Here is a 25,141-nt window from a genome sequence, read left to right as displayed (position 1 = left end):
ACTAAGTGACCCTGACTACTAGTAAACTCTGTCTGGTGAGCGAAGAACTTATTGTCCGCGGGGCCCGTCAACACAACCTCAAGAATGTTGACATTGAGCTGCCCCGCGAGAAGATGATTGTCTTTACCGGGCTTTCTGGATCCGGGAAATCTTCCCTGGCCTTTGACACGATTTTTGCTGAGGGACAGCGACGCTACGTTGAGTCGCTATCCTCATATGCGCGCCAGTTCTTGGGGCAAATGGACAAGCCGGATGTCGACTTCATTGAGGGTCTCTCTCCAGCCGTTTCTATCGACCAGAAGTCAACCTCAAAGAACCCTCGTTCCACCGTGGGAACCATCACCGAGGTCCACGACTACCTCAGGCTGCTCTACGCCCGGGCGGGAATCGCGCACTGCCCAATCTGTGATGAGGTCATCCAGGCCCAATCTGCACAGCAGATTGTCGACCGTATTCTTGAGAACGACGAAGGAACACGTTTCCAGATTTTGGCCCCTGTGGTCCGCAGCAGGAAGGGCGAGTACAGCGAGCTGTTCGCTGAGCTTCAGGCCAAAGGTTACGTTCGAGCCATCGTTGACGGCGAGGCCGTACGTCTCGAAAATCCCCCACGCCTTGAAAAGAACATCAAACACGACATCGACATTGTCATTGACAGGTTGGTCGTCAAAGAGGGTCTGCACCGCCGACTCACCGACTCCATTGAGACGGCACTTGAGCTGTCGGATGGACTTGTCACCATCGACTTCGTGGATATTGCTGAGGACGACGCTGCACGCCAACGCCGCTACTCCGAGAAGCGTGCCTGCCCCAATGACCATCCGCTTGCCCTCGAAGAGATCGAGCCCCGGACATTTTCATTCAATGCCCCCTACGGTTCATGCCCCGAGTGCTCCGGCCTCGGTGCGAAACAAGAGGTTGATCCGGATCTGATTGTCCCGGATGAGGACCTCTCGCTTGCCGAGGGTGCGGTTGTGGTGTGGCGTTCCAGCGCCAAGTACTACCAGCGCCTCCTTGAGGGACTCGCCAAGCAGATGGGCTTCGACATTGATGCCCCCTGGAAGGACCTCCCCAAGGACGTTCAAAAAGCGATCCTTTACGGCCTCGACTACAAGGTTCACGTCAAGTATCGCAACCGCTGGGGCCGAGAAAGGGCCTACTCCACCGGGTTTGAAGGCGCCGTGAAGTTCATCGAGCGACGCGTGGATGAGTCGGATTCGAACTACGTCAAAGACAAGATGCAGGGCTACATGCGGGAGGTGGCATGCCCTTCGTGCAACGGCGCCCGCCTCAAGCCCGAGGTTCTGGCGGTTCGCGTTGGTGGGAAGAACATTGCTGAACTCTCGGCAGCTTCAATCCAGGAGACCCAGGAATTTCTGGCAGAGCTTGAACTGGACGGCCGTGCAGCCCAGATTTCGAAGCCGATTCTTGACGAGATCAATGCGCGCCTCAAGTTCCTTGTCGACGTCGGCCTAGACTATCTGACTCTGGCTCGCTCAGCGGGCACTCTTTCGGGCGGGGAAGCCCAGCGCATCCGGCTGGCGACCCAGATTGGCTCCGGGCTTGTAGGCGTTCTCTACGTGCTCGATGAACCATCAATCGGACTGCACCAGCGTGACAACAGGCGCCTCATCACGACCCTGGAGCACCTGCGCGACCTCGGCAACACCCTGATCGTGGTTGAGCATGACGAAGAAACGATGGACGCGGCCGACTGGGTTGTGGATATCGGTCCTAAGGCAGGGGAGTACGGCGGGGAGATTGTCTACTCGGGTCCCGTTGCGGGCCTGGTTAACGAGCCGCGTTCCCTGACGGGGCAGTACCTGTCAGGGAAAAGGGAAATCAGTGTTCCCAGTGAGCGGCGTCCCTACGATAAGGCGCGCGTTCTGACCGTGAGGGGAGCTCGAGAGAACAACCTACAGAACGTCACCGTTGACTTCCCACTTGGAACGCTGACGGCCGTTACGGGTGTCTCTGGTTCGGGCAAATCGACGCTGGTGAACCAGATTCTCTACCGCACCCTCGCCAACCGTTTGAACCGGGCTCGCCTTGTGCCCGGACGACATTCGTCAGTCAAGGGCGTCGAACACCTAGACAAGATCGTTCATGTTGACCAGTCACCGATTGGCCGTACCCCAAGGTCGAACCCCGCCACCTACACCGGGGTGTGGGATCACGTTCGTAAGCTGTTTGCCGAGACGCAGGAAGCCAAGATTCGGGGCTACGGTCCGGGGCGCTTTTCATTCAATGTTAAGGGTGGGCGATGCGAGTCTTGCAAGGGCGACGGCACCATCCGGATCGAGATGAACTTCCTTCCGGATGTCTACGTTCCCTGCGAGGTCTGCGAAGGTAAGCGCTACAACCGAGAAACCCTTGAGGTGATGTACCGCGGCAAGACTGTTGCTGATCTGCTCGAAATGCCAATTGCAGAGGCAGCAGAGTTCTTCTCCGCGATCCCGAGGATTGCCCGCCACCTCAACACCCTCGTGGAGGTCGGACTCGGCTATGTTCGTTTGGGCCAGTCCGCAACCACTCTCTCGGGCGGTGAAGCACAGAGGGTCAAGTTAGCTTCAGAGCTCCACAAGCGTTCCAATGGTCGCAGTATCTATGTGCTTGACGAGCCGACCACGGGCCTGCATTTCGAAGACATTCGCAAGTTGTTGCTCGTCCTTCAGGGTTTGGTCGACAAGGGAAACACGGTGGTGGTCATTGAGCACAACCTTGATGTCATCAAGAATGCCGACTGGGTGATTGACATGGGTCCCGGGGGCGGTCGTTTCGGTGGTCGTGTTATCGCTGAGGGTACCCCGGAGGAAGTGGCGAAGGTGAAGGGCACCTACACGGGTGAGTACCTGGCAGGTGCCCTGCAACCAAGGCGGGCTCTGGCTTCCTAGCAGAGCGCGGGGGTCTAACGGCCGGAGGGAACCGATCCGCCGGTGGCGGCAAGTTCGGTTTCATCCATGTCGTAGATCTCAGAAATGAAGTCCTGGTAGTCCTTGAGGACCCTGTGACGCTTGAGCTTCTGCGATGGTGTCAAATATCCGTTGTCGACTGAGAACTCAATGTCCAAGATGCGGTAGCGCCGGATCGACTCAGCTCGCGAGACCTCCCGATTGGCCTTACGCATGGCGCGCTCCAGTGAGTCACGCACCTCGGGAACCTGCGCTGCCTCGTAGGGGGGAACTACCTTGAGTCCCTTGTTCCTCAACCAGATGGGCAGCATTTCTGAATCGATAGTGACGAGTGCTGCAATGTAGGGACGCTCATCTCCAACGACGACGCACTGGCCAATCAGTGGATGGGTGCTGAGGGAGTCCTGGAGGACATCCGGAGAGACGTTCTTGCCACCTGCCGTGACGATCAGCTCCTTCTTTCGACCGGTGATGCGCAGGCGACCCTGCTCATCGACCTCGCCGATATCACCGGAGTGGAACCAGCCTTCCGTGATGTTCTCGGCGGTGGCCTCGGGCAGGTTGTGGTAGCCGTCTGTCACGGAGTTTCCCGAAAGCAGGACCTCACCGTCCTCAGCGAACTTCAAAGAGTTACCGGGCCAGAGGTAGCCGACCGAGTTTGGTGGGTTGTCCCCGGGGACCTGCACGGTGATCGGGCCGGTCGTTTCAGTAAGCCCGTAGCCCTGGATCAGGCTGATCCCGAGGCCGCGGTAGAAGTCAGCTAGTTCGCTGGAAAGCGGGGCGCCCCCGCTGATGATGGTGGTTAGATTCGGGCCCAGAATGGCTCGAATCTTTCGCAGGACGAGGGCGTCTGCGACACGGTGGGTGACCCTGAGGGGAACACCGGGGCCCTCGGAGGTCTTGGTCGGTAGTGGTGCTTCCAGAGAGGCAGTCATACCCTCGCCCTCGGGACGGGCCTGGGGCTTACGGGCCCTATCAATGGGAAAAGCTGTTGCCTGGGACATCGCGCGAGCCTGCTTGGCGGACCAGCCGAACAGGGTCTTTTTAACTCCCTTACCCGCCGACTGGGCGGCGGTGTTGTAGACCTTTTCAAGGACGCGGGGAACGGCAAGTAGCGACGTGGGCTTGAATGTCTGAATGTCGTGGACCAGGTGGCGAATATCAGGGCTCATCCCCAGGCGTCCTTCACCAACCAGGACCCCGATCATGACAAAGCGGGCGAGGACGTGGGCGACCGGCAGGAACAGGAGGGTGCGGTTCTTGGGGTCGGCAATCAACTGGGGCAAAATGTCGACGGCTTGGAGCAGTGGCTTCACGAAGTTACCGTGGGTCAGCTGCACGCCCTTCGGCATACCGGTTGTTCCCGAGGTGTAGACGATCGTCGCAAGTGAGTCCAGGTTGAGCGAAGCGGTAAGCTCCCGCACCAGGTTGGCGGGCACATCCGATCCCGCTCGGACGACCTCGCGTTCATCACCTCGCTCGAGGGCGATGATCCGCCGCACGCTGTCCGCACGAACCGACTCAACCAGTTCGGCTTGCTGCACAGTGTCGGTAATCACGATGCAGGCCTGCGAGTCTGTCAGGATGTGCGCAATCTGCAGGGCTGAGTCTGACTCATAGATCGGAATCGTCACCGCCCCAATGGAGAGGATGGCCATGTCGAATGCTGACCACTCGTATGAGGTCGCTCCCAGAATGGCCACCCGATCGCCCGGGCGCACCCCAAGCCCGTAGAGTCCGCGGCCCAGCTTTACGACGTGGTTGATGTACTCCTCAGCAGTCACCTCATGCCATTCGCCTCGGATGAGTCGTTCGACCATCACCTGGTGGGGGCGAGCGGCCTCGCGGTCGAAGATTAGCTGAGGGATCGATAGCTCAGGGTCGATTGGGCGTAGGGCCGGGTTTGTCCATGAGCCATCGGCCTGCTGATACATCATTAAAATGTCCTTCACTCTGATTACGTCAGAAGACATTGTACAAAATCTGAACTTAGATCGTCCCTCGATGACAGGTGGCAGCAACAGTGGAGGCCGGGCCACTTGCAACGCCTATCAGAGAACGGCAATATCAGGATCGTGGAGACGTTAAACAGTGATGCTGGTTCCGGAGAGGGGCAGAAGCCCACCTACCCGGGTCCCTACTGGCGCCCTCAGACATCGGAGATCCCCAGGTCACCGGGCGTCTATCGTTTTCGAGACCCAGAGGGTCGGGTGATCTATGTCGGTAAGGCCAAGAACCTGCGGAACCGGCTGACTAACTATTTTCAAGACCCCCTGGTTTTGCACCCTCGTACAGCTCGAATGGTGGCTGATGCAAACTCGGTGCAATGGACGGTCGTTGAGAATGAGTCGTCGGCACTCATCCTCGAGTACCAGTGGATCAAACAGTTCAATCCGCGCTACAACGTTATGTACCGGGACGACAAGTCCTACCCCTACCTCTCGGTTTCAATGGGGGAGAAGTACCCCAGGGTCGCCATTTCTCGTGATGCTCACCGGAAGGGTTCGCGGTACTTTGGGCCCTACACGAAGGTGTGGGCAATCCGCGAGACCATTGATCTTCTGCTTCCCACATTCCCGGTTCGTTCCTGTAGCCCAGGGGTTTTCCGCAGGGCTGAGGCCCAGGGTCGTCCCTGTCTTCTCGGCTACATCGGACGGTGTTCAGCCCCCTGCGTCGGACGCATCTCAGAAGAGGAACATCGCCACCTCGCCGAGGAGCTCTGTGACTTCATGGATGGCGAAACCGGAGTCTTTACGAAACGGCTTGAAGAAGAGATGGAGCGAGCCGCAGAGGAGCTCGACTTCGAGCTAGCAGCTCGCAAACGTGATGAACTGGCCGCGCTGGTAAAGGTCCAGGAAAAGAACACCCTGGCATTGCCGGTGGACGTTGACGCAGATGTTTTCGCACTGGTGACGGATGATCTGGACGCATCGGTTCAGGCCTTTTTCGTTCGAGGCGGACGGATTCGCGGCACCCGGGGTTGGGTGTTGGAACGGGCTGATGACCGTGATGAAGCACAGCTCATGCATGACCTCCTTGAGCAGGTCTACGCCCCTAGGGTTTCGGTTGCTGAGGAGGAAAGGAGCGCGGGCACTAGAAGTCGTTTGGTCCGGGAAACGGCGGCTCCGGTGTCAATCGATGACGTTGCCCATACGCCAGTTGACGCGATTCCACCCGAGGTCCTCGTTTCGGTCGCGCCTAATGACCGTTCAGTAATCGAAGAGGTTCTGCAGGCAGCCCGGGGGGCGAAGGTGTCAGTTCGTGTGCCCCAGAGGGGACGCAAACGGGAGTTAATGGAGACGGTCTCGACTAATGCGCGTGAGGCGCTAAAGCTGCACAAGACCAGGCGCAGTGGCGACCTGACGCAGCGGGCTCTAGCACTGGAGGAACTTCGTGACTCACTAGGTCTGGAACGTGCTCCCCTTCGGGTGGAGTGCTACGACATCTCCCACACCGGTGGGACCAACCGAGTGGCGTCGATGGTTGTGTTCGAGGACGGAGCTCCGCGTAAGGACGCGTATAGAACCTTCAACATCCGCGGAGATCAGTCTGAAAACCAGGATGACACCGCGGCGATGAATGAGGTACTGAAACGCAGATTTAGACGGTTCAGTGCTGAGGTAGTCGGTGAGGACGAGGAGGTGATGTCCGGTGCGATTGATCCAGATACCGGCAAACCCCGCCGGTTCGCCTACAAACCCGACCTTCTGGTGGTTGACGGTGGTCTTCCCCAGGTGAATGCAGCCCGGGATGCCCTGCGTGAGGTTGGTGTGGACCTACCGGTTGTGGGTCTCGCAAAGCGCCTCGAAGAAGTATGGATCCCGGACGATGAGTTTCCGCTTATCCTGCCCAGGTCTTCTCCCGCCCTCTACCTGTTGCAGCACCTGCGAGATGAGTCCCATCGTTTTGCAATTGGCCAGCACCGGAAGAAGCGGAGTCGAGCGCAGACTGTTTCGGCACTTGACGGAATCCCCGGCCTCGGTCCGGCGCGGCAGAAGGTTCTGCTGAAGACCTTCGGCTCGGTGAAGAGGATAAAGGCAGCAACGGTGGAGGAGATTGCAGCTACTCCGGGCTTCGGCGAAAAACTAGCTGCCGCAGTCCATTCTCACCTGGTCCCAGAAAGTGGCAGACTGGGGGAATGAACTCGCAGCCACCACAGACAGATACAGAGTCCCCTGGTCCTGCGCGAGGTAGTGATCGGAAGATCTCATCGGGGCCTCTGACGGTCCCGGGGGGAATCCCTTCCCTGGACAGTAGCTCCTTACTCACGGATCCCGTCCGCAGGGGGACCGAAGTCATCATCGTGACGGGACGGTCCGGTGCAGGACGCACCAGGGCCGCCAACGCACTTGAGGACCTGGACTGGTACGTCATCGACAACCTTCCGCCGACACTCCTGCTGCCCATGGTCGGGATGCTGACACCAAGTGCCGGCGGAGTACACAGACTCGCGGCGGTCGTTGACGTTCGCTCGGGCGAGTTCTTTGCTTCGCTTGAGAGTTCGCTGGACGAACTGCAAAACCACGGGGTCGACTACCGCATCATCTACCTGGATGCTTCGGATCACACCCTTGTTCGTAGGTTTGAGTCGAGCCGTCGACCGCATCCCCTGCAAGGGGACGGGACCCTCCTGGATGGCTTGCACGCCGAGTCCGCTCTACTGGAGCCCCTGCGTGAGCGTGCCGATGAGATCATTGATACCAGTGACCTTTCGGTCCACGACCTCGCCCGACGGATGCGTAATGTGGTTGCTGATGAGGACGAGGATAGGGCTGTTCGTGTCAGCCTTATGTCGTTCGGCTTCAAACACGGCTTACCCATGGACGCCGATCAGGTTCTCGATGTGAGGTTCCTTGAGAACCCGTACTGGATTGATGAGCTGCGCTCCCTCACCGGACGTGACAAGCCGGTGGCGGACTATGTCCTTGAGCAAGAGGGAGCCCGGGAGTTGGCTGATTCATACGCTGAGTTGATTGCTTCGACTCTGCCGGGTTACCAGCGGGAACTGAAACCCTTCGTCACGGTGGCCATTGGCTGTACCGGCGGGAGACACCGCTCCGTGGCAATTAGTGAGCACGTGGCGGCCAATCTGAGGGCACGCGGCGTGCCAACACAGATTGTGCACCGTGACATGGGGAGGAAGTAAGTGACGACTAACGAGTTCGGTCGACTGAAGAACCAGTGGAACCCGGCCCGAATCGAAGAGACCTACGCCCGCAACGTAGAGATGGGTCCAAGGGTGGTCGCATTTGGTGGCGGACATGGTTTGGCGGCCACCCTGAGGGCTCTCCGTCACATCACCCATCAGATCACCGCTGTGGTCACGGTTGCCGATGATGGTGGTTCCTCCGGCCGTATCCGGGAGGAGACCCCGGTGCTTCCGCCCGGGGATCTGCGTATGGCGCTGGTGAGCCTCTGCGATAACTCAGAGTGGTCTTTGACGTGGCGTGACCTCATGCAACTTCGCTTGAAGACCGACGGCCCTCTCGATGACCATGCCCTTGGCAACCTCTTGATCGTTGGTCTGTGGCAGATGTTCGAGGATCCGGTTGTGGGGCTGGATTGGTTGGGTCGACTCCTTGATTCGCATGGGCGCGTTCTCCCGATGAGTTCGGAGCCACTTCGCATTGAAGCCACGGTTCGTGAGGGTGAGGGGACACGACGCATCTCCGGGCAAACCCAGGTGGCTGAGGCCGGTTCTGATCTGATTGAGCTCTCAATCGAACCGCGTGATGCCGCTGTTCCGCCCCAGACGATCGCGGCCATCGGTGAGGCAGAGTGGATAATTTTGGGGCCCGGCTCCTGGTTTACCTCTGTGATTCCTCATCTCCTCCTCGAGGAGTTGCACCGCGCCATTGTCACCACCCCCGCCCACCGCGCTCTTGTCCTCAACCTCACTCCGCAGAGCGGAGAGACCGCCCACCTTTCGGCTGCTGACCTGGTCCGAGAGATCAGCAGTGTTTCTCCTGACCTCAAGATTGATGTCGTCATTGCCGACCCTACGGCAGTTGAAGATATTGATGACCTTATGGAAGCAAGCGCTGCAATGGGCGCCCGTGTCCTGCTACGACAGGTGAGGTCCGGCACGGACGGAGCAGTCCATGACCCGCTACGACTGGCATCTGCACTCCGGGATGCATTTGACGGCTTCCTCGGGGAAGTTGGCAAGGCTGAAGCCTGGCTAGACTAGTTGGGTTGCCTTCCAAGAGGAAGGGAGCCCCACTGGCTCGATCTAGGCCAGCTTCGTCCCCAAGATGTAATGAGGAGAGCATTTTGTCCCTGACCTCTGAGTTGAAAACAGAGTTGGCCCGCCACAAACCGGTATCGGTGTCGGCGGCACGGGCGGAGTGCTCAGTACTTCTGCGATTCGCGGGCGGTTTACACGTCGCCGGTGGCCGGGTGCTCATAGAGGCGGAGGTCGATTCAGAGCAGGTGGCAGCTCGCCTTCGTGCCTTCCTCCACAATCTTTACCGTGCCGAGTCGCAGGTGATCATGGTGACCGGTGGCGCACTGCGGAAAGGGAACCGCTATGTCATCCGGGTGGTCAAGGATGCGGACGAACTGGCCCGCGTCACAGGCCTGATCGATCAGGCCGGTCGCCCCGTTCGAGGACTGCCAACAGAGATCGTTGGTGCCGGTACGGATGAGGCCGCGGCTGCCTGGCGGGGCGCGATCATGGCGCGGGGTTCGCTGGTCGAACCGGGACGTTCCGGCGCGCTCGAGGTGACCTGTCCCGGCCCGGAGTCGGCCCTTGCCCTCGCTGGCTGCGCCAGACGACTTGGTTCTTCGGCACGTACCCGGCAGGTTCGGGGGGCGGATCGCGTTACGATCCGTGATTCCGAGGCCGTGGCGAGCTTGCTCGAGGTTCTCGATGTTCCCCAGACGTTTGCTCACTGGCAGGCTCAGCGCGAGAGGCGCGAAGCGCGTGGAAGCGCCAACCGCCTCGCTAACTTTGATGACGCCAACCTACGTCGGTCCGCGCTTGCTGCGGTCGCAGCAAGCAAGAGGGTTCAGCGCGCCTTCGAAATTCTTGGGGACGAAGTCCCAGAACACCTGCGAGCAGCGGGTGAACTTCGCGTCGCCCACGCACAGGCATCGCTTGAAGAACTTGGTCAGCAGGCAGATCCGCCGCTGACAAAGGACGCAGTTGCGGGCCGTATTCGGCGACTTTTGGCGCTTGCTGACAAGGTTGCAGAGGATCGTGGTATCCCTTCAACCGAGGCGGCAATCACACCGGAGATGCTGGAGGACGAATAGTTCCCCCGTGTGTGCTTTAAGGCGCGGGAATAGTAAACTATTTGGTGCTTGACCACTGCTGAATGTGGCCCCATACGGTTCGTATGGGCAGAAGGTAAAACCCAAGTGTCTCCGGACACAACAGGAGGACATAGTGACCATTCGCGTAGGCATCAACGGCTTCGGCCGTATTGGACGCAACTTCTACCGCGCAATCAAGGTTCAGGGTGCTGACATTGAAGTCGTAGCAGTAAACGACCTCACCGATCCCAAGACCCTCGCACACCTGCTCAAGCACGACTCAGTGCTTGGCAACATGGATGGTGAAGTCTCTCACACCGATGATTCGATCATCGTTGATGGCGACGTCGTCAAGGTGTACGCAGAGCGCGACCCGAAGAACATTCCGTGGGGCGAAAACAAGGTTGACATCGTTATCGAGTCCACCGGCTTCTTCACCGACGCTGAGAAGGCACAGGCTCACATTGACGGCGGTGCTAAGAAGGTCATCATCTCGGCGCCGGGCAAGAACGTCGACGGCACCTTCGTCATGGGTGTGAACGAGAAGGATTACAACCCGGAGACCGACAACATCATCTCCAATGCATCCTGCACCACCAACTGCCTTGCTCCGCTGGCTAAGGTCCTGAACGATGCCTTCGGCATCGAGCGCGGCCTCATGACCACCATTCACGCATACACGGGTGACCAGCGTCTGCTCGACGCTCCTCACTCGGATCTGCGTCGTGCACGTGCAGCTGCACTGAACATCGTTCCCACCTCGACCGGTGCAGCCAAGGCTGTCGCCCTGGTTCTTCCTGAGCTGGCCGGCAAGATGGACGGCTACGCACTCCGCGTTCCGGTTCCCACCGGCTCGGTAACCGACCTCAGCTTCATTGCTTCGAAGCCGGTCACGGTTGAGGAAGTTAATGCTGCTGTCAAGGCTGCCGCAGAGACCGATGAGCTGAAGGGCATCCTCGTTTACTCGGAGGAGCCGCTGGTCTCCAAGGACATCGAAGGCGATCCCGCCTCCTCGATCTTCGACTCGGGCCTGACCAAGGTCATCGACAACGAGGTCAAGGTTGTCTCCTGGTACGACAACGAGTGGGGTTACTCGAACCGCCTCGTAGACCTGACCGCTCTGGTTGGTAAGAGCCTCTAAGGTTTCGGGCCTAAACATGTGAGTGCCCGCGCATGCGCAAGGCGTGCGCGGGCACTCCGTGTCTCATCACCAAACTTCTCAACTGACACTCAAATAGGAGGCACTCAGTGCTGAGGACCATTGATTCGCTGGGTGACCTGGATGGTAAGACCGTCCTGGTTCGCTCTGACTTCAACGTTCCACTTAAAGACGGCGTCATCACGGACGATGGTCGTATCCGCGCCGCACTACCCACCATTAGGCGACTGCTTGACGCCGGAGCAGCCGTACTTATCTCCGCTCACCTCGGCCGCCCCGGTGGCAAGGTGAACCCTGATTTTTCCCTGGCACCAGTGGCGACGCGACTTTCCGAGCTACTCGGCCAGCCCGTGGTACTCGCCGACGATGTAACCGGAGACTCGGCCAAGGCTGTGGCCGCAGACCTCAAGCCCGGCCAGGTCGCTCTTCTAGAGAACGTCCGTTTCGACGCACGTGAGACCTCGAAGGTAGATACCGAACGTCAGGAACTCGCCGCAGAGTATGCTGCACTGGCTGACGCCTACGTTTCAGATGGCTTCGGTGTGGTTCACCGCAAGCAGGCTTCTGTTTACGACATCGCTGAGCTGCTGCCATCTGCTGCTGGTGAGCTGGTTTTCAAAGAGATTGATTCGCTTTCGAAGGCCACCGACAACCCGGCCCGCCCCTATGTCGTGATTCTTGGCGGTTCGAAGGTCTCAGACAAGCTTGGTGTAATCGCCAACCTCCTCTCTAAGGCAGATGCCCTGCTCATCGGTGGCGGCATGGCCTACACCTTCCTCAAGGCCCAGGGCTTCGAGGTGGGGAAGTCGCTCCTTGAAGAGGACCAGGTAGAGACTGTCAAGGGCTACATGGAAACCGCAAAGAAGAACGGGGTCGAACTGGTTCTTCCCGTCGATGCGGTTGTAGCCCCCGAGTTTGCGGCAGATGCTCCCGCAACCGTCGTTCCGGCTTCGGAAATTCCCGAAGATCAAATGGGCTTGGATATTGGCCCGGCGTCCGGAGAGCTCTTTGCCGAGTACATCATGAACGCCAAGACCATCGCATGGAACGGTCCGATGGGCGTCTTTGAGTTTGAGGCCTTTGCGAATGGCACCAAGGCTGTTGCGGCTGCGCTTGAAGCAACCGAAGCCTTCACCGTGGTCGGAGGCGGCGACTCTGCTGCGGCCGTCCGCATTCTCGGCTTCGATGAAAGCAAGTTCTCGCATATCTCCACCGGTGGTGGAGCTTCGCTCGAACTACTAGAGGGGAAGACCCTCCCCGGTATTGCAATCCTGGAGGATTAAGAAAATGGCACGTATCCCACTGATCGCTGGCAACTGGAAGATGAACATGGATCATGTTCAGGCCGTCGCCCTCGTTGAGAAACTGGCAACCGAACTGGACGATCGTCGCTTCGACTACGCCCAGACGGATGTCGTCGTAATCCCGCCCTACACGGATCTTCGCTCGGTTCAAACGGTAATTGACGCCGACAACCTGGATGTCAAGCTTGGTGCTCAGGATGTCTCCGTCTACGAGTCCGGCGCTTACACCGGTGAGATCTCAGCCCTGATGCTCAAGAAGCTCGGTGTCTCCTACGTTGTCGTTGGACACTCAGAGCGCCGCGAGTACCACGGTGAGACGGATGACCTGGTCGGTCAGAAGTCGAAGGCAGTTGTGGCACAGGGAATGATCCCGATTATCTGCTGCGGTGAGGTCCTGGAGGTTCGCAAGTCGGGCCAGCACGTTGACCATGTTGTCAGCCAGATCGAAGGCGCACTTGCCGGCTACACTGCCGAGGATGTCGCGAAGGTCGTTATCGCCTACGAGCCCGTCTGGGCTATCGGCACTGGTGAGGTAGCAACTCCGGCTGACGCCGAAGAGGTCTGTGCGGCCATTCGCAACCTGATCAAGGCCCTCTACAATAAGGAAACCGCCCAGGCTGTTCGCATTCTCTACGGTGGATCGGTGAAGTCGTCCTCGATCAAGGAACTGATGAGCCAGCCCAATGTCGACGGCGCACTTGTTGGTGGTGCTTCGATGGATGCTGACGAGTTTGCCAAGATCGCAGACTTCCTCAACTAGTTAAAGTCGCTCGAGGTTTCATTCTCGGGTTGCTTCTGATGGGTGGTCGCCCAGGTGTTCTAGACACCGGATGACCACCCATCAGTGTTTTCACAGGTGTGGCCAGATCTGCATCCGTCTACAGTTTCAGCTCAGATCATTTTGCCGGTAGAGTAGTGCGGTAACCGTCGTGTGAAGGTCTGTAATCACACGGCATCTTGTCTTCTAGTTTTGATCGGTAGGGATCGTGGAAGTAGTCCGGATCACCATGGTTGTCCTCATTGTCATCACCAGCTTGCTGCTGATCTTGACGGTGCTCATGCACAAGGGACGCGGCGGCGGTCTCTCCGACATGTTCGGGGGTGGCATCTCTTCGACTGCCGGCTCCTCGGGTGTTGCTGAAAAGAACCTCAATCGAATCACCATTGGTGTTCTCAGTGTCTGGACGGTAGCCATCATCGCCTACGGCCTGCTCGTTAGGTTCTATTTCTAAAAGCGTTCATTTGCAATCAGATCCGCCAGTCCCACCGTCGTGACTGGCGGATCTGACATTTAAGTGCCCGTTCTGGGACTCGAACCAGTTCTTAGTTTCCTCCACCCACAGCAAAGGGGCTTCCGGAGCAGTCACTGTGCCCCCGGAAGCCCCTCTTCAGCTAGTGCGCTAGACGAGCCCTGGTCTACTTGGTTGCGGCGAGCGACTCATGAGCTGCTGACACCACGGCAGAGGCAGTGATCCCGAAGTGCTCAAAAAGGGTTCCTGCGGCTCCCGGAGCTCCGAAGGATTCGATGGAGACGCTGCGCCCCTTCGGGCCAACCAGCGTGGCCCACGGCATCGCAAGTCCGGCCTCAACAGAGACACGAGCCTCAACTGCGGCGGGGAAGACGGACTCCCTGTACTGCTCATCCTGCTCGGCGAACCACTCCATGCAAGGGACTGAGACCACGCGGGCGCCAACACCGTCGGCAGCCAGTGCCTCTGCGGCCTCGACAGCTAGGTAGACCTCGGATCCTGAACCCATCAGGATCACATCTGGTGTGCCCTCGGTATCGACGAGGACGTAGGCTCCGCGGAGCACTCCGTCTGCCTCTGCGAAGCCGCTGTCACCACCGCGCGGTAGGACAGGTAGGTTCTGGCGCGATAGGAGTAGGCCCGCGGGCGACTGACGATGAAGGATGCCCCTCCACGCCTGTGCCGTTTCATTGGCGTCAGCGGGGCGCACCATCGCAAGGTTGGGGATGGCGCGGTAGGCGGCCAGGTGCTCCACTGGCTGGTGGGTGGGGCCGTCCTCGCCAACGCCGATTGAATCGTGGGTCCACACGTATGTCACCGGCAGGTCCATCAGGGCTGCGAGTCGGACGGCACCCCGCATGTAGTCGGCGAAGACAAAGAAGGTGCCCCCGTAGACACGGGTTAGTCCATCGACTGCAATGCCGTTCATGACGGCACCCATGGCGTGCTCACGAACACCAAAGTGAAGGTTCCGTCCGAACAGGTTGCCCGTGAATGCCTTGGAGGAACGGTTCTCAGGGATGAACGAATCTTCGCCAGAAATCAGGGTGTTGTTGGAACCTGCAAGGTCGGCAGAACCACCCCAAAGTTCAGGCATAATTCCGGCGATAGCGTTGATCGTTGCTCCCGAAGCGGAACGGGTGGCCACCTGTGAGCCGATCTCGAAGGTCGGGAAGGCCTCATCGAACCCCGCGGGCAGCTCCTTGGCACGAATGCGTTCAAGCAGGGCCACGCCCTGCGGGTTCTCTTCTGCCCACTTCCGGAACGATTTGCCCCACTGCTCCTGGGCTTCACGCGCCCGAGCCTCAGCATTCGCCCTTGTGAAGTTGATGATGTCATCATCCATCTGGAACATGGCGTCGGTGTCGAGGCCGAGGGCCCCCTTCAGACCCCCGAGGGCCTCTGTCCCGAGCTTCGCCCCGTGGATTCCCCCCGTGTTCTGCTTACCTGGGGTAGGCCAGCCGATAATGGTGGAGAGGGAGATGATCGATGGTTGATCCGTAACAGCCAGAGCGTTCTTGATGGCGGTATCGAGACCCTCGACATCTTCGCGGTACTCGCCGTTGGCCTGGATCCAAGAGACGTGCTGTGTGTGCCAGCCGTACGACCTGAATCGTTCGAGGACGTCCTCGTTGAAGGAAATCGAGGTGTCGTCTTCGATGGAGATGCGGTTGTCGTCGTAGATAACGACCAGGTTTCCAAGTTCCTGGGTGCCCGCAAGCGAGGCTGCTTCAGATGCCACGCCCTCTTGCATGCATCCGTCACCTGCGATGACGTAGACATTGTGGTCAAACGGGGAGTTGCCGAGAGGGGTTTCCGGGTCGAACATTCCGTGCTCACGACGAGCTGCCATGGCCATGCCAACAGCGGCGGCGAAGCCGGATCCGAGTGGCCCGGTGGTAACTTCGATGCCCTTGGTGTGGCCGAGCTCCGGGTGTCCCGGGGTCTTTGAGCCGAAGTGTCGGAAGCCCTTCAGGTCCTCTAGTTCCATGTCGAGGCCCGCGTAGTAGAGCTGGGTGTACTGGAGAAGTGAGGCGTGACCGGCAGAGAGGACGAAACGGTCGCGGCCGATCCACTCCGGGTCGGCCGGGTCGAAGCGTAGGTGGCGCTGGTAGATCAGGTAGGCCGCAGCAGCGAGAGAGATGGGAGTTCCCGGGTGACCAGATCCCGCATTCTCGACAGCATCAGCTGCCAGCGCTTTTGCCAGAGTTACCGCTCTGTCGTCACGTTCGTCCCAGATTAGCGTCACAGTTATCTCACCTTCGTTGGTTGTCGTGCAAAGTCAGTAAGACCGGTGGTCCTGACACCCTCACAGCTTACCGCGGGCAAGACGCTGTGCTGTCATGACAGAATCGACCTGTGACCCCAGTTAGTTTCTATGATCCGGCCCCTGAAGCCCGGTGGTTTCTCGACGACCTCACGGTTAGTCGAGGGGCTTCGGAGCACACGGTGACAAACTATCGCCGGGATCTGGACCGTTTTATTGACTTCATGGGCTCTAGGTCGATTACTTCGGCTACCCCTAATGATGTTGAAGCGTTCGTGAGGGAACTTTCGATCGGGAGGGATGGGCACCGTCCGCTTGCGCCTTCTTCAGTTGCACGGTGTTTGTCCGCTGTTCGCTCTTTCTTCAAGTGGGCTGTGCGGGAGCAGATTGTGGAGGTCGATCCCACGGGGCGGATCCGCGGCCCGAAGGCGGCAGAGGACCTTCCAAAGGCGCTTACTGTCGCCGAGGTCGAACTTCTACTCGGTTCTGCGGGGGTGGGCGATGATGCTCGAGCCCTGCGGGACCGTGCGCTTCTTGAGTTCCTTTACGGGACGGGTGCCCGTGTCTCTGAGGCGGTGGGGTTGGCGGTCGATGACGTTGCTCTTGCCTCGAGTCGGGTGGAAGATGATTTTGAGATCTCCCTGGTTCGCCTGTGGGGTAAGGGGCGCAAGGAGCGGATCGTTCCCCTCGGAAGTTACGCTGTGATGGCACTTGAGGCGTACCTGGTTCGCGGGCGACCGGAGCTTGCGAAACGGGGGAGTGGGACGCCCGCCCTTTTTCTGAATCTCCGGGGGCGTCCACTCTCACGGCAGTCGGCCTGGGAGATCATCCAGAGGGCGGCAGGCGCTGCAAACCTTTTGAAGGAGATTTCTCCCCACACTCTGCGCCACAGTTTTGCAACCCACATGCTTGAGGGCGGGGCCTCGGTTCGTGAGGTTCAGGAGCTTTTGGGTCACGCCTCGGTTGCCACCACCCAGATTTACACGCGGATGTCTCCTCAGCTGCTCTCGGAGGTGTACCGTTCAACCCATCCGCGCGCCCAGGACCCCACAACCTCGAAGACAGGCTAAAGTTGTCCTCGTGAGCGCGGATTACCAGATGGCCCTTGTGGGCGTAGAAGAGGTTGATGACTTCCCGACGCCTCAACCACTCGCAGAACACGGGCCCGCTCGCATTATTGCCATGTGTAATCAGAAGGGTGGGGTCGGAAAGACCACGACCAGTATTAACCTTGGGGCGGCTTTAGCCCAGTACGGTCGTAAGGTCCTGATCGTTGACTTTGACCCGCAGGGTGCCGCCACAGTCGGCCTCGGCATCAATGCCATCGACATGGACGTCACCGTCTACAACCTGTTGCTTAACTCGCGCCTCTCAACGCGTGAGGCCGTGTGCCAGACCAGCTTTGAGAATCTCGATGTTCTGCCGGCGAACATTGACCTTTCCGCTGCTGAACTTCAGCTGGTCAATGAGGTGGCTCGTGAATCGGCCCTGGCACGGGTGGTGCGTGAGGTTGAGGACGACTATGACGTCATCCTGATCGACTGCCAGCCATCTCTCGGTCTGCTTGCGGTCAATGCTCTTACGGCCGCCCACGGTGTCATCATTCCCGTTGCCACAGAGTTCTTTGCGCTGCGCGGGGTGGCGCTGCTGGTTGAAACGATTGAGATGGTGCGTGATCGAATCAACCCACGTCTCAAGATTGACGGGATTGTCCCGACCCTCGTTGACACTCGCACCCTGCACTCTCGTGAGGTGCTCGATCGCCTCAACGAGGCGTTTGGCGACCTGGTGTTTGACACCGAAATTCGTCGTACCGTCAAGTTCCCCGATGCTTCGGTCGCAACCGAACCCATCCTCTCGTTTGCCCCCAATCACGCGGGTTCGAAAGCCTACCTCCGACTTGCACGTGAGGTGGTTGCCCGCGGAGACGCCCCCTAGCCGAGGATGGGGCAGCAACCTTGGGTCGCTGAGGCTAAGGAAGTTCCGGCCCTGGAGGACGATACGACCTACGGTCCGGCCTCACTGCGTGAGTTTGGGGTCACGCTTGATAACTTCACCGGTCCCTTTGACCTTCTCCTGCGTCTGATTGCCCGCCGGCAGATGGACCTGACCGAGGTCGCGCTCGCCGCGGTAACGGGGGAGTTCCTCACCTATATTCGGCGCGATCCCGACCTTTCTTCCGCAACAGACTTTCTCGTAGTGGCGGCGACCCTGCTCAACATGAAAGCCGCTGCCCTCCTTCCCCAAACCGGAGCTGACGACGGGGTAATGGATGAGGATCTTGAGGCACGTGACCTACTCTTCGCTCGACTGCTGCAGTACCGGGCCATCCAGCAGGTCTCCGAAGTGCTGCAGGGTTGGTGGAGGAGGAACTCTGGTGCCGTGGCAAGAGCCGTGCCGCTTCAAGAGCCATACTCTTCACTGCTCCCTGAGTTACGTTGGAATGCTTCACCCGAGTACTTCGCCAGCTTGGCCGCAAACGCACTCTCTGAGAAGCCCCGACCGGATGAAGCTCAGCATGTCGCACTTCCTGCTGCGTCCTTTGACGAGCAGCTGGGTATCGTCAGTGACCGATTACGTGGGGGAAGGTGTCACACTTTTGCCGAACTGGTAGAGGATGCGTCCAACTCAGCGGTGGTCGTGACTCGGTTCCTCGCACTGCTCCAGCTTTACCGCCAGGGCAACCTTGAGTTTCACCAGGACGGTCCGATGGCAACCCTGAGGGTCGAATGGGTCGTCTCAAGTCCAGGTGCTCAGGTAGCCGAGGAAGTGGCTGCCAGGCATCAAGATGAAGAGGTAACAGATGGACGCTGAAACTGAAGTCGGGAATGAGGACCTCCTGCAGGCCGTGGACCTGCGGGGCGCGATTGAAGCAATCCTCATGGTTGCCCTCGAACCGGTTACTCCCCAGCAACTGGCGCAAACCCTGCAGCTTCCTGTCGAAGAGGTTGAGGGAACCCTGCGAGGTTTAGCCGCCGATTACAACGGCATGACCGGGGGTCCTGAACGAGGATTTGAGCTTCGTGAGATTGAGGGGGAGTGGCGACTTTACTCACGTTCAAAGTGGGCTCCGTGGGTGGGGCGGTTCGTGGTGGGGGCCGAGACGGCGAGCCTGACCCGAGCCGCCCTCGAAACACTGGCAATTATCGCCTATCGTCAACCGGTGACGCGGGCGCAAATCGCGCGCATTCGTGGGGTAAACGTGGATAGTGTGCTTCGAACTCTGCTGGCTCGCGACCTGATTGCTGAGGACGGTACAAGCCCCAGTGGAGCTCATCTTTTCCGTACCACCACCGGCTTCTTGGAGTACATGGGGATGTCATCTCTCGACGACCTTGTTCCCCTCGGCCCCTTCATGCCTGGTCCTGAAAATGTTGACTACTTGCTGGCCGAACTACCATAGGGTTAACGATGAGCGACGGGAGTCGCAGAACGGGGCATAAGAATGGCACACGACCCACATAAAGAAGATGGCATCCGACTGCAGAAGGTCCTCTCCCAGGCCGGAATCGCATCGAGGCGCGCAGCTGAAGACATGATCCTGCAGGGCAGGGTTAGCGTGGATGGCAAAGTGGTGCGCAAGCTGGGAACCAGGGTCGATCCGACCCAGCAGCTGGTTCGCGTGGACGGTGAGCGGGTAGAAATTGATGAGACGAAGCACATTGTCCTCGCCCTCAACAAGCCCGAAGGCATGGTCTCAACCATGCACGACCCCGAGGGGCGCCCCTGTCTTTCCGACCTCCTGGTTGAGTACCCGGAGCGGCTCTACCACGTCGGTCGCCTTGACATCGATACCTCGGGACTCCTACTTCTGACGAATGACGGAGAGCTGGCGAACCGCCTGACCCATCCTTCATACCGGGTAGAGAAGACCTATGTGGCGCGCGTTCACGGAGAGGTGAAGCCGTTTGTGCGCCGGGAGCTACTGCGCGGAGTCGAGCTTGATGATGGCCTAGCCAAGGCTGATAAGTTCAAGGTCCGAGACACTTTCGGGGATATTTCGGCAGTTCAGATCACCCTGCACGAAGGACGCAACCGAATCGTTCGCCGCATGATGGAAGCGGTCGGGTTCCCGGTGCGGGAACTGGTTCGCATCGGCTTTGGCCCGATCCACCTTGACCGGCTCCAGCCCGGCACTATCCGCCGTGTTAAGGGCGATGACCTCAAGGCACTGTACGACGCAGTCAAGCTGTAATGGCCCTCATCCAGCGAGCTGAGACGGCCACGAAAGGACCGGTCCTGGTCATTGGGACCGGTCTCATCGGCACGTCTATTGCGCTGGCACTTCGCAGCCATGGGGTCCCCGTTTACCTCTGGGATCCCTCACCTACCTCTCTCGCCCTGGCCGGGGACATGGGTGCTGGAATCCCGCTCAGGGGTGACTTCAGTACCTTTGCCGCGCACGCGGGCCCCGGGCAACCCCTGGTTGTTATCGCTGCACCCCCGGATGTGTCCGGTGGTTTGGCGGCAACCTGCTTGAGGCTGTTTCGTAGCGCGATCGTCACTGATGTTGCCTCGGTCAAAGAGGCGGTGGTGGGGGATCTACTCATGGCGCTGGAGGGCGATGACGGTACCGAGGGGGAACTGACCACATCCGACCTCGAACGCTATGTTGGATCGCACCCAATGGCAGGACGTGCCAGGTCAGGCGCAAGTCACGCCGATGGTGACCTCTTTGTTGGCCGTCCCTGGGTTATCGTCCCCACGGATTTTTCTGCCCCTGCGACCGTTACGACGGTCCGAAGCCTTGCGGTTGATGTGGGGGCGGTGCCATCAGAGTTGGGTCCGGTTGAACACGACGACGCAGTGGCACTGGTATCCCACGTCCCCCAACTGGTCTCCAGTCTTCTTGCCTCACGACTCAATGCAGCCCCGCTCGATGCATTGGGATTGGCAGGGCAGGGACTGCGAGATATGACCCGGATCGCGGCCTCGGATCCAGGGTTATGGACCGCCATTATCTCTGGGAACTCCAGGCGAGTAGCGGACGTTTTGGGGGAGCTGCGTGATGATCTTGAGGATTTGATCAATGGTCTTGAAGGACCAGGGCTAGAGGTGGACGGTGCTATTGCACCGGGGGTTGCCGGCGCAATCGCCAGGGTGATGACATCGGGAAACCGTGGAGCGGAGCGCATCCCCGGAAAGCACGGAGATTCACCGCGCCGCTGGGGTTATGTCGAGGTCCTGGTGCCTGATAGCGCGGGAGAGTTGGGTCGCCTGTTCTCCGACCTTGGGGCCATCGGGGTCAACGTTGAGGACCTCGTCCTCGAGCATTCAGCGGGTCAACCGGTCGGGCTTGCACGACTGATGATCAAGCCCTCGGTAATCGAGGAAACCCAGGTCGAACTGGAGCAGCGGGGTTGGCGTGTCGCCAGCAGCGGCCTCGGATAGAAATGCCCGAAAATTCGGTTGGGGATAAGGGAGTTAGGGGAATGGACAGGATGTCGGTAGAGGCGCTGAGGGAAGCCGTTGCAGGTCGTGGCCTACTGGTGGCGATTGATGGTCCATCCGGCTCGGGCAAGTCAACAGTTTCCAAGCGGATCGCAGCGGACCTCAACCTGGCTTTCCTTGAAACCGGAGCCATGTACCGCGCGCTGACCTGGCTCTGCATGAGCAACGAAGTTGACCTTGGCAATCCTGAAGCTGTCCTGAAGCTGGCCGATGAGCTTGAGTTTTCCTCGGTCGGTACGGTCGCTGAACCCAAGTTCCTTGTCGGTGATGAGGACGTAACTGAGGCCCTACGTTCCGTCGAGGTCGCGGCAGCCGTTTCAGTTGTCGCCGGGTACATTCCAGTGCGGAACTGGATGGCAAACTCTCAGCGCCGGGAAATGCTCAAAGCGAAGGAAACTGGCAGGGGAATGATCGCCGAAGGACGCGACATCACGACGGTGGTCTGCCCTGACGCTGATGTTCGTATCCTCTTGCTTGCAGACTCCGAAGCCCGCTTGAAGCGGAGGGTCTTGGAGACCTATGGCAAGGTCACTCCGGAACTCCTTGATGCAACTCGTGAGTTGGTGAGTGGCCGAGATGCCACCGATTCATTGGTTTCGTCTTTCCTTGAACCTGCGCCCGGGGTGATCCCCATCGACTCGTCCAATCTCTCCATAGAGGGAGTCGTTGACTCCGTCTTCGATCAGGTGGTGGATTGGCTTAAGTCTGAGGGTCAGGGCCGTGCCTAGGACGTGGCCTAGGTCGGCCCTACTTCTACTCTCAGCCACGCTTCTGCTTGGTAGCTGTGCGGTCTCTCCGTCAACCGGATCCGTTGCTTCACAATCAGAGACCTCCGAACTTGAGCAGCCCCAGCAGAGCGGCACGGAAGCCTATCAGGCGGCGCGAAGGACGACCCTTCCCCTCCTCCCGCATGAAATCGATGGGGTTCCATTCGAGATCTGGGTAAGTGAGGGCGGCCTCGACACCACACCGGTCATAGGTGGCAGTGGCGGACCTGTCACGGCCGTCGATGGCGCAGAGTTTTTCGAACTCGGGACAACACGCGGTGTTAGTGGTGCCGAAGTGCTGGAGATTGTTGGGGGCGGAGTGGCCTTTGGAACGGGAACCTCACCCGGATCTTCGCGCCCCTCGGTTGGCCTAATCGGTACCGATGGGCACTTCACATCCCTCAGGGATGTCCCAGGTTCGAAGGAGCCGATGATGCTCCCGGGTGCCGCTCCGTTTGAGTCACTCAACGCAACGGGAGCATCCAGCTTTCACCAGGTGGTTGTCTGGATGGCAGTCGGCGCAGGCGGGAAGCAGTGGACGCTCATGGGCTGGGATATCGAGAGTGGGGAAGTCGTTGAGTTGGCCTCCTCGGCTTCAATGACGTTGGGGTTCAGTGGTATCTCAGCCTTCCTGGTTCCGGGATTAGCCCCTCCCCAGGTGAATGGTGCCTACGCCTACTTTGAGGTCGCCATTCCCCAGAACGTCTACGACGCTGCAAAGCCGGGGGTTCATTTTCACGAGATCCAGGTCGAGGGCGCTGAAAGTGCTGATCACGGCATCGCCGTGTTCCGTGTTGCTCTGGATTCCCCAGGTGACGTTGTCTTTATCGGACCTTCAGCTCAGGTGATTGCCGACCCGGTCGTTAACGAAGGAATCTTTTGGACCACCGGTCCACTGACAGTCATCGATGCTGCCAAGGATGGTCTTGACGACAGGCAAAACAACACCAACGCACTCGCGCAATCTGGAACCTGGGAACCAGACGGAGGGCTAGAAGCCTTTGATTACAAGAACCTGCTGGCAGTTGCTGCAGGTGGGAACCCGGCGGCGGTGAATGAACCCAACCTGGTCATTTGGCGCAACGAGGAGTTGGTGACGCCACTTCTTGGCTTCGGACCGGGCAGTGACTGGGTCGTCAGTGACATGGATGCATCTGATGACTACCTGGTGATCGCACTCACCAAACTTTCAGTTGTCCAGGGCGAAAACTCCAAAGACATGACCGGACCACCTTCATGGCTGGTGGGCTGGGATCTCAACTCCGGGCAGATTTCCGGCCTTGCTCGATCCGAGGTTGCGGTTCCAGACATCTACATTTCTGATGATCTTGTTGTGTGGGGGGCGGCAGCCGACCTCACCCTAGCTACAGCTGATGCCATCGGTGACGTCACACTAAGTGGTGCCAGTGACGCCTTTGTCTGGCGGATTGGTGAGGAAAATGTCTACCAGATTCCCAGCGAGGATGACGTCGTTGGGCCGCAGTTGTCTGGAACAACGATTGCAGTCCGCCAAGAAGCCGGAGATACAGAGCCCGGCTGGAGTTTTATCCGCTGGACTGCTGATCCTGAGGTGCATTCCCAAGCCACGGAGTGAGCCAAATCAACCAATCGTGGGGAGCCTAGTCCCGAAACAGGGCATTAACACGCCCCGAGGGTAAGCCGTTGAGCATTATTGAGCCTATAGGCCCGTGATTCACAAAAACTTGGGGGATAGCCTGAATCGTGTCAGGGAAACCTCCTGACAGCCACTTTGCTTGAGTAGTGCTTATCAAAAGGAGCTAATCATGGCGACGTTTGAAGTTACCGGTGTTTCGAAGTCCCCCACGCATCTTGAGGTGTCAGCACGACAGTTCACACTTTCTATTGATGAGCCACCTGCACTCGGTGGAACCGACGAGGGACCGAACCCGGTGGAGTTTGTTCTCTCGGCTCTCCTGGGCTGCCTGAACGTCGTCGTCAATGTGATCGCCAAGGAGAAGGGTGTGGAGATCCGCCGAATGAGGTCGAAGGCCAAGGGTGATCTAAACCCGGCTCTCTTCGCTACTGGGACCTCCCCGGATCGCGCAGGCTTTAAGGGTATCGATGTCACACTAGAAATTGACTCGGATGCCAGCGCAGAGGTCATCGCCGAGATCGTTGCCGAGGCCGAGAGGCGCTGCCCAGTCTCCGATAACCTCGCGAACGTGACCCCGGTTGCTATCGGATCCGAAGTTGTTGTCTCTGCCTAACCCTCTCGGGTATGACTTATTACTCGGTCAGCGGGCCGCTGCCGATTTGTTAGCACGGCCCGCACTGGCCTAATATTGGGGAGTTCAAGAAACGGGCTGTGGCGCAGTTTGGTAGCGCACACGACTGGGGGTCGTGGGGTCGCAGGTTCAAATCCTGTCAGCCCGACGTTGTGATCTCCCAAGACATCGTTCCGGTGTCTTGGGAGGTTTTTGTTTGTCTTGTCTCGGGACATGGTTCCGGTTTTTGGGTTGATGTCTCAGGACATGGTTCACTTTGCGGTGGGTTTCGTGACGAGTCCACCCTTGGCGGTGAAGGTCTAGGGAACTGCCCGATCTCGTAGGTCGGAGCTAAGTTGAGCTGCCGAGAAGGTCAATGGACCGTTGCGATACCAGCCTTCCGGAGTGCTTGGACTTGCGAGTTGCGGGTTAATGGCCAGAACGTGGTGTTTTAGCCGGGCGTGTCGTTAGGGTTGCCATCTTCCTGCCCAGCCTTTTCGTGTCCAGAGTCCGTCTTCGGGGCTGGTTTGGGTGTCCCATTGTTGGGGTCCGG

The 25,141-nt window shown here is 59.1% G+C and carries 20 protein-coding genes and 1 tRNA gene; 19 read left to right on the top strand and 2 right to left on the bottom strand.

What is annotated here, in order from left to right; all coding sequences use genetic code 11:
- Nucleotides 1-35 precede the first annotated feature (35 nt).
- Entirely contained in the window at nucleotides 36-2,891 is a 2,856-nt protein-coding gene (gene uvrA / locus CS903_RS07865) for an excinuclease ABC subunit UvrA (protein ID WP_099333008.1), read from the top strand.
- Between the two features lie 14 nt (nucleotides 2,892-2,905).
- Here uvrA and CS903_RS07860 read toward each other — a convergent pair whose 3' ends face one another.
- Nucleotides 2,906-4,843: an AMP-dependent synthetase/ligase gene (locus tag CS903_RS07860; RefSeq protein WP_370737661.1), complete on the bottom strand. Its 1,938-nt coding sequence runs from the start codon at nucleotides 4,841-4,843 to the stop codon at nucleotides 2,906-2,908.
- A gap of 141 nt (nucleotides 4,844-4,984) precedes the next feature.
- On the opposite strand from CS903_RS07860, the gene uvrC reads away from it, so the two are divergent.
- From uvrC to secG, 8 genes are all read left to right on the top strand, one after another.
- Entirely contained in the window at nucleotides 4,985-7,051 is a 2,067-nt protein-coding gene (gene uvrC, locus CS903_RS07855) for an excinuclease ABC subunit UvrC (RefSeq protein ID WP_099333066.1), read from the top strand.
- On the top strand, nucleotides 7,048-8,055 hold the full coding sequence (rapZ, locus tag CS903_RS07850) for an RNase adapter RapZ (RefSeq protein WP_099333006.1): 1,008 nt from the start codon (nucleotides 7,048-7,050) through the stop codon (nucleotides 8,053-8,055). The genes uvrC and rapZ overlap by 4 nt, the downstream gene beginning before the upstream one ends.
- Before the next feature lie 81 nt (nucleotides 8,056-8,136).
- Nucleotides 8,137-9,099: a gluconeogenesis factor YvcK family protein gene (locus CS903_RS07845; RefSeq protein WP_099333065.1), complete on the top strand. Its 963-nt coding sequence runs from the start codon at nucleotides 8,137-8,139 to the stop codon at nucleotides 9,097-9,099.
- Between the two features lie 83 nt (nucleotides 9,100-9,182).
- A complete protein-coding gene (whiA, locus tag CS903_RS07840; RefSeq protein WP_099333005.1) occupies nucleotides 9,183-10,166 on the top strand; it encodes a DNA-binding protein WhiA in 984 nt (327 codons plus the stop codon).
- A 133-nt stretch (nucleotides 10,167-10,299) separates the two neighbouring features.
- Nucleotides 10,300-11,307, top strand: a complete 1,008-nt coding sequence (gene gap, locus CS903_RS07835) for a type I glyceraldehyde-3-phosphate dehydrogenase (protein ID WP_099333004.1) — start codon at nucleotides 10,300-10,302, stop codon at nucleotides 11,305-11,307.
- 110 nt (nucleotides 11,308-11,417) lie between these two features.
- Nucleotides 11,418-12,608: a phosphoglycerate kinase gene (locus CS903_RS07830; RefSeq protein ID WP_099333064.1), complete on the top strand. Its 1,191-nt coding sequence runs from the start codon at nucleotides 11,418-11,420 to the stop codon at nucleotides 12,606-12,608.
- A 4-nt stretch (nucleotides 12,609-12,612) separates the two neighbouring features.
- Nucleotides 12,613-13,389: a triose-phosphate isomerase gene (gene tpiA / locus CS903_RS07825; RefSeq protein ID WP_099333003.1), complete on the top strand. Its 777-nt coding sequence runs from the start codon at nucleotides 12,613-12,615 to the stop codon at nucleotides 13,387-13,389.
- Nucleotides 13,390-13,636: 247 nt separating this feature from the next.
- The gene (gene secG, locus CS903_RS07820; RefSeq protein ID WP_242491816.1) at nucleotides 13,637-13,861 is read left to right on the top strand and encodes a preprotein translocase subunit SecG; all 225 of its coding nucleotides are present in this window, start codon (nucleotides 13,637-13,639) and stop codon (nucleotides 13,859-13,861) included.
- A 184-nt stretch (nucleotides 13,862-14,045) separates the two neighbouring features.
- Here the strand turns inward: secG and tkt are convergent, their stop codons facing one another.
- Nucleotides 14,046-16,127 carry a transketolase gene (gene tkt, locus CS903_RS07815; RefSeq protein WP_099333001.1) on the bottom strand — a complete coding sequence of 694 codons (2,082 nt, stop codon included), beginning with the start codon at nucleotides 16,125-16,127 and terminating at the stop codon, nucleotides 14,046-14,048.
- A gap of 110 nt (nucleotides 16,128-16,237) precedes the next feature.
- Between tkt and CS903_RS07810 the strand changes: the two genes are divergently transcribed.
- The 10 genes from CS903_RS07810 to CS903_RS07765 all read left to right on the top strand — a co-directional run bounded on the left by CS903_RS07810 (nucleotide 16,238) and on the right by CS903_RS07765 (nucleotide 24,757).
- Nucleotides 16,238-17,215, top strand: coding sequence for a site-specific tyrosine recombinase XerD (locus tag CS903_RS07810; protein WP_099333000.1), 978 nt, complete (start codon nucleotides 16,238-16,240; stop codon nucleotides 17,213-17,215).
- A gap of 28 nt (nucleotides 17,216-17,243) precedes the next feature.
- The gene (locus CS903_RS07805; protein WP_099332999.1) at nucleotides 17,244-18,083 is read left to right on the top strand and encodes a ParA family protein; all 840 of its coding nucleotides are present in this window, start codon (nucleotides 17,244-17,246) and stop codon (nucleotides 18,081-18,083) included.
- A 6-nt stretch (nucleotides 18,084-18,089) separates the two neighbouring features.
- The gene (locus tag CS903_RS07800) at nucleotides 18,090-18,959 is read left to right on the top strand and encodes a segregation and condensation protein A (RefSeq protein WP_099332998.1); all 870 of its coding nucleotides are present in this window, start codon (nucleotides 18,090-18,092) and stop codon (nucleotides 18,957-18,959) included.
- Nucleotides 18,949-19,548, top strand: coding sequence for an SMC-Scp complex subunit ScpB (scpB, locus tag CS903_RS07795; RefSeq protein ID WP_099332997.1), 600 nt, complete (start codon nucleotides 18,949-18,951; stop codon nucleotides 19,546-19,548). Before CS903_RS07800 ends, scpB begins: the two co-directional genes overlap by 11 nt.
- 42 nt (nucleotides 19,549-19,590) lie before the next feature.
- Nucleotides 19,591-20,340, top strand: a complete 750-nt coding sequence (locus CS903_RS07790; protein WP_099332996.1) for a pseudouridine synthase — start codon at nucleotides 19,591-19,593, stop codon at nucleotides 20,338-20,340.
- Nucleotides 20,340-21,536 (top strand): prephenate dehydrogenase, encoded by a 1,197-nt coding sequence (locus CS903_RS07785; protein ID WP_099332995.1) that lies wholly within the window; start codon nucleotides 20,340-20,342, stop codon nucleotides 21,534-21,536. The genes CS903_RS07790 and CS903_RS07785 overlap by 1 nt, the downstream gene beginning before the upstream one ends.
- A 2-nt stretch (nucleotides 21,537-21,538) precedes the next feature.
- Entirely contained in the window at nucleotides 21,539-22,324 is a 786-nt protein-coding gene (gene cmk, locus CS903_RS07780) for a (d)CMP kinase (protein ID WP_242491809.1), read from the top strand.
- Nucleotides 22,317-23,957 (top strand): hypothetical protein, encoded by a 1,641-nt coding sequence (locus tag CS903_RS07775; RefSeq protein ID WP_099332994.1) that lies wholly within the window; start codon nucleotides 22,317-22,319, stop codon nucleotides 23,955-23,957. Before cmk ends, CS903_RS07775 begins: the two co-directional genes overlap by 8 nt.
- A 190-nt stretch (nucleotides 23,958-24,147) precedes the next feature.
- On the top strand, nucleotides 24,148-24,591 hold the full coding sequence (locus CS903_RS07770; RefSeq protein ID WP_099332993.1) for an OsmC family protein: 444 nt from the start codon (nucleotides 24,148-24,150) through the stop codon (nucleotides 24,589-24,591).
- A 92-nt stretch (nucleotides 24,592-24,683) separates the two neighbouring features.
- A tRNA-Pro gene (locus CS903_RS07765) sits at nucleotides 24,684-24,757 on the top strand.
- Nucleotides 24,758-25,141 lie beyond the last annotated feature (384 nt).

It is taken from the genome of Actinomyces minihominis (assembly GCF_900187855.1).
GTDB lineage: Bacteria > Actinomycetota > Actinomycetes > Actinomycetales > Actinomycetaceae > Scrofimicrobium > Scrofimicrobium minihominis.
The sequence above is the reverse complement of the archived record's forward strand: the minus strand, read 5'-3'. Positions and strand labels throughout refer to the sequence as shown.

Coding starts and splice junctions, on each gene's coding strand:
- CS903_RS07785 (WP_099332995.1), top strand. CDS start 20,340: ATGGCCCTCATCCAGCGAGCTGAGACGGCCACGAAAGGACCGGTCCTG.
- CS903_RS07805 (WP_099332999.1), top strand. CDS start 17,244: ATGGCCCTTGTGGGCGTAGAAGAGGTTGATGACTTCCCGACGCCTCAA.
- cmk (WP_242491809.1), top strand. CDS start 21,539: ATGCCCGAAAATTCGGTTGGGGATAAGGGAGTTAGGGGAATGGACAGG.
- rapZ (WP_099333006.1), top strand. CDS start 7,048: ATGAACTCGCAGCCACCACAGACAGATACAGAGTCCCCTGGTCCTGCG.
- CS903_RS07845 (WP_099333065.1), top strand. CDS start 8,137: ATGGGTCCAAGGGTGGTCGCATTTGGTGGCGGACATGGTTTGGCGGCC.
- scpB (WP_099332997.1), top strand. CDS start 18,949: ATGGACGCTGAAACTGAAGTCGGGAATGAGGACCTCCTGCAGGCCGTG.
- secG (WP_242491816.1), top strand. CDS start 13,637: ATGGTTGTCCTCATTGTCATCACCAGCTTGCTGCTGATCTTGACGGTG.
- tpiA (WP_099333003.1), top strand. CDS start 12,613: ATGGCACGTATCCCACTGATCGCTGGCAACTGGAAGATGAACATGGAT.
- CS903_RS07790 (WP_099332996.1), top strand. CDS start 19,591: ATGGCACACGACCCACATAAAGAAGATGGCATCCGACTGCAGAAGGTC.
- CS903_RS07860 (WP_370737661.1), bottom strand. CDS start 4,843: ATGTATCAGCAGGCCGATGGCTCATGGACAAACCCGGCCCTACGCCCA.
- CS903_RS07770 (WP_099332993.1), top strand. CDS start 24,148: ATGGCGACGTTTGAAGTTACCGGTGTTTCGAAGTCCCCCACGCATCTT.
- CS903_RS07800 (WP_099332998.1), top strand. CDS start 18,090: ATGGGGCAGCAACCTTGGGTCGCTGAGGCTAAGGAAGTTCCGGCCCTG.